Annotated in this window: 5 protein-coding genes and 1 pseudogene; all 6 read right to left on the bottom strand. The window is 73.0% G+C overall.

What is annotated here, in order from left to right; all coding sequences use genetic code 11:
* A pseudogene (locus WFH32_RS14770) lies at positions 1–684 on the bottom strand (hypothetical protein); the annotation flags it as partial.
* A 249-nt stretch (positions 685–933) separates the two neighbouring features.
* Complete coding sequence (locus WFH32_RS14765) at positions 934–2,145, bottom strand: YeiH family protein (protein WP_191794582.1); 1,212 nt, start codon at positions 2,143–2,145, stop codon at positions 934–936.
* The gene (locus tag WFH32_RS14760; RefSeq protein WP_191794581.1) at positions 2,145–2,372 is read right to left on the bottom strand and encodes a hypothetical protein; all 228 of its coding nucleotides are present in this window, start codon (positions 2,370–2,372) and stop codon (positions 2,145–2,147) included. The genes WFH32_RS14765 and WFH32_RS14760 overlap by 1 nt, the downstream gene beginning before the upstream one ends.
* Before the next feature lie 188 nt (positions 2,373–2,560).
* Positions 2,561–3,103, bottom strand: a complete 543-nt coding sequence (locus tag WFH32_RS14755; protein WP_336708082.1) for an O-acetyl-ADP-ribose deacetylase — start codon at positions 3,101–3,103, stop codon at positions 2,561–2,563.
* A 184-nt stretch (positions 3,104–3,287) separates the two neighbouring features.
* Entirely contained in the window at positions 3,288–4,061 is a 774-nt protein-coding gene (locus WFH32_RS14750; RefSeq protein WP_336708080.1) for an SDR family oxidoreductase, read from the bottom strand.
* Positions 4,062–4,220: 159 nt separating this feature from the next.
* Positions 4,221–9,098: an ATP-dependent RNA helicase HrpA gene (gene hrpA, locus WFH32_RS14745; protein ID WP_442946343.1), complete on the bottom strand. Its 4,878-nt coding sequence runs from the start codon at positions 9,096–9,098 to the stop codon at positions 4,221–4,223.
* Positions 9,099–9,126: the final 28 nt, after the last annotated feature.

Raw genomic sequence — 9,126 nt, 5'->3', positions numbered from 1 at the left:
TGCGAGGTCTGCTGCACCGGGTGCGAGCTCGGTGGCGAGCTTGCCGCTGAGCTCGCCGGAACCGGCGTGGAGCTGGGCTGCGCCGTCGGCGACCTTGGCCGCACCGGGCGCGAGCTCGGTGGCGAGCTTGCCGCTGAGCTCGCCGGAACCGGCGTGGAGCTGGGCTGCGCCGTCGGCGACCTTGGCCGCACCGGGCGCAAGTTCGGTGGCGAGCTTGCCGTTGAGCGTCCGTGCGCCGGCGGCCAGCTTGTTCGCGCCGGTCGAGGCGTCGGCCGCCCCCGGTGCGAGCCTGGCCGCTCCGGCGTTGAGCTCGTCGGCCCCGGCCGCGAGCTGGGCGGCACCGTCGAGCGCGGTCACGCTGCCGTCCGCGAGCTGGGTCGCCCCGCTGGAGGCCTGCGTCGCGCCCGTCGAGAGCTTCTTGGCCCCGTCTTCGAGGTCCTTCGAGCCGTCGGCGAGCTTGCCCGCGCCCTCCTCGGCGCGTTCGGCACCGTCGGCGAGCTCGGCCGCGCCCGCTTCGAGGCGGGTGGCTCCGTCGTCGAGGCGCGTGGCGCCGTCGGCGACCTTGCCGTTGAAGACGAGGAGGTAGGCGACGAGCGCGACGACGGCGAGCGCCAGCACGACAAGGGCGCCGATGGTCAGGGCTGAGTGCGCGCGCGAAGGGCGCGGGAAGGCGTGGTTCGTCATGTGCGAGGGTCCTCTCGTGGCCGGCGTCGTTGCCGGTCTGACCCCGGGGTGCCCATCACCTTGGTGCAACTCCGAGTATCAGATAAATCACCGTCGACGCTAGCAACGGCCGCGAGGGGGAGGAAAGCAAGTATCTGATACTTCGAAAATCACAAGTTGGTAAAGGCCCGCCGCGGCGGTCGCGACGGGCCTTCTCGCAGTGGCACCAGCAGTGCCGGCAGCGCCTCGGAGCAGGCAGCGCCCCCGCTCTCAGATCTCCAGGTTCGCGAACAGGACGCTCGCGAGCGCGAGCCCCACGACGAGATTGAAGACCGCGGCCGACCCGAACACCACGACCGGCTTCCACCCGGCCTCCCGGACCGCCGTCACGTTGAACTCCAGCCCGATCGACACGAACGCGACGATGAAGAACACCGTGCTCAGAGACTTGAGGATCGCGATGTCGGGCGCGGCCGCGTCCGCCCCGACGGAGCTCACGTAGATCGTCGCCACGACCGAGGCGAGCAGGAACCCGAGCACGAACTTCGGGAACCGTGTCCACAGCTCGCTCCACCGGGGAGCAGCGGCCCCCGCGACCCGGTCGACCCGGAACGCGAACCACGCCGTGAGGGCGATCGCGACGACCCCGATCAGGGCGTTCTGGGTGGTCTTGACGATCGCGGCGACCTGCAGCGCCTCGTCCCCGGCCAGCGCCCCCGCGGCCGTCACGGCAGCCGTGGTGTCGATGTTCCCGCCGATCCACGCCCCGGCGACGGCGGGCGACAGACCCAGCGCCTCGGCCAGCGCGGGCAGGACGAAGATCGACGGCAGGGCGAAGAGGATGACGAGGCTGGCCGCGTACGCGAGCTGCTCCTTCTTCGCCTGGACCGCGCCCGCAGCGCTGATCGCGGCGCTGACCCCGCAGATCGACACCGCGCTCGCGAGCAGAGCCCGGAGCCTGTCGTCGATGCCGAGCCGCCCGCCGAGCCACCACGTGAACCCGAAGACGAGCGTGATGAGCAGGACGGCCTGCGCGATGGCGGGCCCGGCGGCCGAGACGACGAGCGACAGGTTCACCGTGGCACCGAGCAGCACGAGCCCGGTCTTGATGAAGAACTCGGTGCGGAAGGCCGCCGCCAGCCGGGACCGCAGGCCGGTCACCGACAGCACGGCGTTGCCGAGGAGTCCGAGCGCGATCGCGTACACCGGGTACTCCACGGACTTCGCGACGCTGCCGAGCGGCGTGTCGGCCAGCCACTCCGGGACGCTCTGCTCGAGGAAGCGGGCCGACCAGGCGAGGCCCAGGAGGACGACGAAGCCCGCCACCAGGTAGAGGGCGCCCGGTGAGCGCCCGTCCTGGACGACCGAGTCCTCGAGGGTCGCGCGGGGCGCCTCACCTGCGGGCGCCTCGGGGGAGCGAGTGTCGCCGACGGACGCCTCGGGGCGGACGGCGGTGCCCGCGTCAGGGGTCGTGCCGCTCATCAGGGCACCAGCCCTTCGGGGATCAGGCCCAGCAGGCCGACGGCGACGACCGCGAGGCCGACGACGGTCGCCAGCCAGTCCTCGGAGACGTGGACGCGTCGGACGGCGTCGACGGTCACGGGCCGGGTGGCGGTGGCCACGGTGGGCTCGCCGGGATCGACGGGCGGCGTGGCGGTCGGGGAGTCCTCCGCCCTGGTGGGTGGGACGGGGTTCTCGCGTGCAGGCATGGCAGGTCCTCCGGGTTTCCGGCGTCGGGGTGGGTGCGGCGAGGGCGACGGCCGGCGCAGGGCAGCGCGGCGCCGTCGCCCTACGGACACACCTGCGACGTGCGGACGTTCTGCATGGCCGACAGGGTGGCGGTGGCCGTCGACCGGGGCAAGGGGGTGTCCACGCTCCGGGAGGACGTGACGCCGTGTTACACGGTCGGGCGCGCGTCGCCCGGGGCGAGGGCCTCCTCGAAGGCGCGGAGCAGCCGCTCGCCGAACAGCACGAAGCGCACGTCCACCACACCCCGGTCGCCGTCCACGCCCCACGCGCGGACCGCAGCCACCGCGACCCGCGCGACCTCGTCCCCGTCCCAGCCGTAGACCCCCGCACTCACCGCGGGGAACGCGACCGACGCCGCGCCGAGGTCCGCGGCGACGTCGAGCGAGCGCGTGAAGCACGAGGCGAGCAGCGCGGGGTCGGTCTGGCCGCGGTGCCGGTCCGGTCCGACCGTGTGGACGACCCACCGCGCCGGCAGGTCGAAGCCCGGCGTCGCGACGGCCTCGCCGACCGCCAGCCCGTCCGGCAGCGTCGTCCGTCGTAGCTCGCGGCACGCGTCGAGCAGCCGGGGCCCGGCCGCGGCGTGGATCGCGCCGTCCACGCCACCACCCCCGAGCAGCGACGAGTTCGCGGCGTTGACGATCGCGTCGGCGTCGACGGTCGTGAGGTCTCCGAGCTCCGCGGTCAGGTGCATCCGTCCATCCTCGCGCGAGGCGAGCCTCGTCGCCGAGCGTGACGTTCGGGCCGGCTACCGGCTCCTGGGACGACCCGAACGTCACGTTCGACGCGTGCGGGCGTGCCGCGACACGCAGAAGGCGGCCCGACGACGTCACGCGCGTGACGCCGTCGGGCCGCCTTCTCGAGGTGAGCCGGTCAGGTCACCAGACCTTGTCGCCCCGGATGACCACGTCCGAACCGCCGTCGACGAAGACGACCTGTCCGCACATGTGGCTGTTCTCCGGGGAGACGAGGAAACGCAGGAGGTTCGCGGGAACCTCGGGACCCATGATCCCGCCGAGCGGCATGGGGACGTGGGACTCGACGGCCTTGGTCGACTCCTCGGTGGCGAGCATCTCGGCCGTCATGCCGGTCTGGACGATGCCCGGTCCGATCGCGTTGAGAGGGATCCCGGCCCCGGCCCAGTCGGCGCTCGGCGCGACGCGGCGCAGCCAGTGCGCGACCGCAGCCTTGCTGCTGCCGTAGACGATGTCGCCCGTCCCGGCTGCGGCGAGCTCGGCCGCGCGTGCCAGTGCGGCGGCCTCGTCACCCGCGAGCGTGAGGTCGACGAGCTGGTCGTCGACCGGCAGGAGGCTCGCCATGGAGCACGTCACGGCCGCGCGCGGGGCGTCGGACCCGGCCAGGAGCGGGCGCAGGCCCTCGAGCGTCGCGAGGGCGCCGAAGTAGTTGACCGCGAGCGTCGCCGGGCTGCCGTTCGACAGGCCCGCGTTGGCGACGACAGCGTCGATCGTGCCGCCGCTGAGCGCGGTGACCTGCTCGACGAGCCCGGTGCGACCCGCAGCGGTGGTGAGGTCGACCGTGACGTCGGCGTCGCGCAGGTCGACGCCGATGACGCGCTGGCCGTCGGCCTCCAGCAACCCCTTGAGGGCCTTGCCGATGCCCGAGGCGGTTCCGGTGACGACGACGGTGCGCATGATGCCCTCCAGAGCAGCAGGTGCGGCCAGCTCTTCCTGGCCGTCCCCCTCAGGCTAGGCCGCAGAACCGTGGAAAACGGGCGTCCGGGACCTCCGACGCGGTGATCGTGACGAAGGTCCCGCGCTCGGCCCTGTTCGGTCCACCTGCCGGGCGAGCGCCTACCAGCCGCCCGGCGCGAGCACCTTCCGGATGCGCTTCTCGCTCACGGGCCCGTCGGTCCCGAGCTGCTGCGCGAACAGCGAGACCCGGAACTCCTCGATGAGCCAGCGTGCCTCGTCGAGCTCGGCGAGGCGGGCAGCGTCGGCGGGGCCGGCGGCGTAGGAGGCGCGTGCCTTGGCGTACGCCTCCTCGACGTCGTGCACGCGCCACGCGAGCTCGGCGTCGCGGTGCGGGTTGGTCGCGGCCTTCTCGATCCGGTACGACGCCGCCCGCAGGTAGCGGGTCAGGTGCGGCAGGCGGTGGGCCGGGGTGCGGGACACGAAGCCCACGCCCACGAGTTCCGCGACCTGGTCACGGACGTCCTGGAGCGTGTTGAGCAGGGCGAGGCTGTTGGCCGAGCGGATCTCGCCGTCCAGGTTCCGTGCGGCCGTGAGCGCGGCGACGACGTGCCCGACGATCTGGTGCACCTCGTTCTCGAGGTGCCGCTTCACGAGGTCCCGCGCGGCGACGTACGCATCAGCACTACGGATCTGTACGGCATCCGGCAGCGGTCCGTACTGCGAGGTCTTGGCACCGGACGTGAGTGCGACGACGGCCGCGAGCTGGAGGTCGGCGACGAGCGCCTCGGTGTTCCGGTACGGGCTCGCGGCCATCGTCAGGGACTGCGTCCCGGACCAGCGGCTCGTGACCCGCGCGCTCTGCAGGGCCGTCTCGCCGAGCAGCAGCCGCCGGACGCCGCGCGCGTGCTCGCGGTCCTGCGTCGAGCGGTCGGCGAGCACCCGGAGCGCGACCGACGGCTTGCCCTTCGCATCGACCTCCTCGACGAGCGCGGGGTACCCGCGCACCACCATGCCGGCCCCGGCGGGCGTCGACACGACCTCGGGCAGCACCCCGTCGGAGAGCCCCGTGGGCCACGTGGTGAGCCCGGTCGCCTCGGCGACGACCACCGACGGCGCGCCGCCGTCGGGCGGACCAGATGCACCAGCACCCCCTGAGCCCCCACCAGGTCGCCCTGCGGAAGGTGCGCCGGACGCGGTCGCGGGGAGGGGGGCTGCGGCGCCGGAGGGCGTGGCGGGGCTGGCGGGAGCGTCGCGAGGAACGAGCGACGCGGATGGTAGCCCTCGAGCCGCCGCCCCCCTCCCCGCGGCCTCCGCCCCAGCCGCCTCGCGCAACGCCGCTCCGACCGCCCCCTTGACCGCGGCCCGCACCGCCGCCTGCGCCTGGGGCGCGAGGCGCCGTTGGAGCGAGACGAGGTCCTTGGACTCGTCGAGCACGACCTCGCCGCCGCGGCGTTCCTCGATGACGCGGAACGTCATGCGCAGGTGGGCGGGGAGGCGTTCGGTGCGGGCGTCGTCCCAGGCGTCGTCGGGGATGAGCACGTCGCGCAGGGCGCGGACGGCACGGGTGAAGGCGACGTGGAAGGGCTCGGCCATGTCGCCCGCGCGGGTGACGTCCTCCCAGGCGGGCGTGTTCTCGCGGAGCCAGGCGACGACGTCGCGCGCGACGTCGGGGGCCGGGACGAGCTGGACGCGCACGGGCTTGGGCAGCGAGCGGATGGTCGCGGTCGCGAGCTCGTCGAGGAGGCCGGGGACCATCCAGTCGAAGCCGTCGGGGACGACACGGTTCAGCACGCTGATGGGGATGTGTACGGTCACGCCATCGGCGTCTGTACCTGGCTGGAACTGGTAGGTCAGGGGGAGCGTGAGGTCGCCCTGGACCCAGGTCTCGGGGAACAGCGAGGTGTCGACGGACTCGGCGTCTGGCACGAGCTGTTCGAGCGTGAACGTGAGCAGGTCGGGGTTGCGGCGCCTGGCGGACTTCCACCAGGTGTCGAAGTGGCGGGCCGAGACGACGTCGTCGGGGATGCGCTCGTCGTAGAAGGCGAAGAGGACGTCGTCGTCGACCACGAGGCCGCGCTGGCGCGAGCGGGCCTCGAGCTCCTCGGCCTCCTCGAGCAGCCGGCGGTTCTCGTGGAAGAACTGGTGGTGCGTGGTCCACTCGCCCTGGACGAGGGCGTGGCGGATGAACATCTCGCGCGCGGCCTCGGGATCGACCTTGCCGTAGAGCACGGTGCGGTCGGCCACGATGGGCACGCCGTAGAGCAGGACCTTCTCCTTGGCCTGCGCGGCGCCCTGCTTGGTGGACCAGTGCGGCTCGGAGTAGGTGCGCTTGACCAGGTGCGTCGCGAGCTCCTCTGCCCACTCGGGCTGGATCTTCGCGACGTCACGGCCCCACAGGCGGCTGGTCTCGACGAGCTCGCCCGCCATGACCCACACGGGGGGCTTCTTCGACAGGGGAGAGCCGGGGAAGATCGCGAAGCGCGCGCCGCGCGCCCCGAGGTACTCGTTGCGGGCCTGCTTCTTGGCCCGCTTCATGGCGAGCTCCTTCTGCGGGCCGCGCAGGTGCGCGACGGACGACGCCTTGACCTCGGTCGCCTCCTGCATGCCGATCTGCGAGAGCAGCCCGGCGAGCAGCGACTGGTGGATGGTGTCGTCGTCCCAGGTGAGACGGCGCTCGACGGGCTGGTCGGTCGCCTCGGCGATCGTGGTGCCCGACGGCGTCGCGACCTTCGCGCTCGCGTCGCCCCGGGTGCGGGGCGTGTAGGACATGTCGATGCCGAGGGGCTTGCTCATCTCGCGGAGCTGCGCGACGACGTCCTGCCACTCGCGCACGCGCAGGAAGTTGATGTACTCGGCCTTGCACAGGCGCCGGAACGCCGACGACGACAGCTCGTGCTGCTGCTCGCGCACGTACTCCCACAGGTTGAGGTACGTGAGGAAGTCGGAGCGGGGGTCGGCGAAGCGGGCGTGGAGCTGGTCGGCCTGGGCGCGGTACTCGGCGGGGCGCTCGCGCGGGTCCTGGATGGACATGACGGCCGCGATGATCGCGACCTCGCGCGCGACGCCGCGGCGCGATCCCTCCCAGATCATGCGGGCCAGGCGCGGGTCCATGGGGAGCTGGGCGAGGACGCGGCCGATCTCGGTGAGGCGCGTGACGGCGCGGCCGGGCTGGGCGTCGCGGTCGGCGGGCTCCGCCACGGTCTCGAGCGCGCCGAGCTCGGTCAGGAGCTGCACGCCGTCGCGGATCGAGCGCGTGTCCGGGGGCTCGACGAACGGGAAGCGCGCGACGTCGTCGGGCGAGGAGACCACGCCCACCGAGATCATCTGCAGCAGGACCGACGCGAGCGACGTGCGCAGGATCTCCGGCTCGGTGAACTCGGGGCGCGACGCGAAGTCCTCCTCGGAGTACAGGCGGATCGCGATGCCGTCCGCGACTCGTCCCGAGCGCCCCGAGCGCTGGTTGGCGCTGGCCTGCGCGATGGGCTCGATCGGCAGGCGCTGCACCTTGGTCGCCTTGGAGTAGCGCGAGATGCGGGCCGTGCCGGGGTCGACGACGTAGTGGATGCCCGGGACGGTCAGCGACGTCTCGGCGACGTTGGTCGCGAGCACGACGCGGCGCGAGGAGTGCGCCTGGAACACGCGGTGCTGCTCTGCCGAGGACAGGCGTGCGTAGAGCGGCAGGATCTCGACGAAGTCGGGGCGCTTGGGGTCGCGCGTGCGCTCGCCCAGACGGGACTCGAGAGCGTCGGCCGTGTCGTGGATCTCGCGCTCGCCCGACAGGAACACCAGGACGTCGCCGGGGCCCTCGGCCATGAGCTCCTCGACGGCGTCGACGATGCCCGTGACGAGGTCCTTCTCCTGCGCGCCCTTCGTGGGGGCGCGCTTGGCCTTGCCCGACTCCGGGTCGACATCGGGCGACAGCGGTCGGTACCGGATCTCCACGGGGAACGTGCGACCCGTGACCTCGATGACGGGAGCCGTCTCGGGAACGTGGGCGTCGCCGTCGGGCCCCTCGTCCGTCAGCTCGGCCGCGGCCAGCTCGTCCGCGGTGAGCGGCGGGAGCGGGCCGCCCGGCGCGAAGTGCCGCGCGAACCGCTGCGAGTCGATCGTCGCCGACGTGATGATGACCTTGAGGTCGGGGCGCTGCGGCAGGAGCCGCGTGAGGTACCCGAGCAGGAAGTCGATGTTGAGCGAGCGCTCGTGCGCCTCGTCGATGATGAGCGTGTCGTACGCGAGGAGCTGCGGGTCGCGCTGGATCTGCGCGAGCAGGATCCCGTCGGTCATGACCTTGACGAGGGTCTGGTCGCTCGACTGGTCGGTGAACCGGACCTGGTAGCCGACGATCTCGCCGAGCGGCGTGCCGATCTCCTCGGCGATCCTCTCCGCGACCGTGCGCGCCGCGATGCGTCGCGGCTGCGTGTGCCCGATCTGGCCCTTCCGGCCTCGGCCGAGCTCGAGCGCGATCTTGGGGAGCTGCGTCGTCTTGCCCGAGCCCGTCTCGCCCGCGACGATCACGACCTGGTTCTCCGCGATGGCCTGCGCGATGTCCTCGCGCCGCGCCGAGACGGGCAGCTGCTCGGGATACGTGATGGGCGGCACGACGACCTGCGCGCGCCGCTCGGCGGCCCGCGCGAGCTGGGCGGGGCTCACCTGCTGGCGGCGTGCGCCGCGCTGGCTGCGCTTCGATCCGTCACGTTCGCTGCCCGACGGCGGACGCTCGCCCCGGGCGTTCTTGTCGCCCTCGGAGGCCCTCCCGCCGCGCGGCCGGTCGGGGTTCTTGTGGGGAGCGGAGCCCTTGCTGCCGGCGGACTCGTCGGGCTGCTCGGAGGCGAGACTCTGCTCGCTGGCCTGGGGCTTCGCCCGGCCGCGACCCCCGCGCCGACGACGCTGGCCCGTGCCCTCGCGCTGCTGCCCACCGGTCTCCGGACCGGACGCGCCGGCGCCGGTGCTCGCAGGGCCGTCCGGGGTCCTGACCGGAGTCCTGTCCAGGGGACTGTCCAGGTCGGGCCGGGCGGGGCCGTGCGGTTCGGTGCTCACGACCAACCATTCTCGCAAGTAGTCGCAA

The sequence above is a fragment of the Oerskovia sp. USHLN155 genome (assembly GCF_037145535.1).
GTDB classification, from domain to species: domain Bacteria; phylum Actinomycetota; class Actinomycetes; order Actinomycetales; family Cellulomonadaceae; genus Oerskovia; species Oerskovia rustica.
The sequence above is the reverse complement of the archived record's forward strand: the minus strand, read 5'-3'. Positions and strand labels throughout refer to the sequence as shown.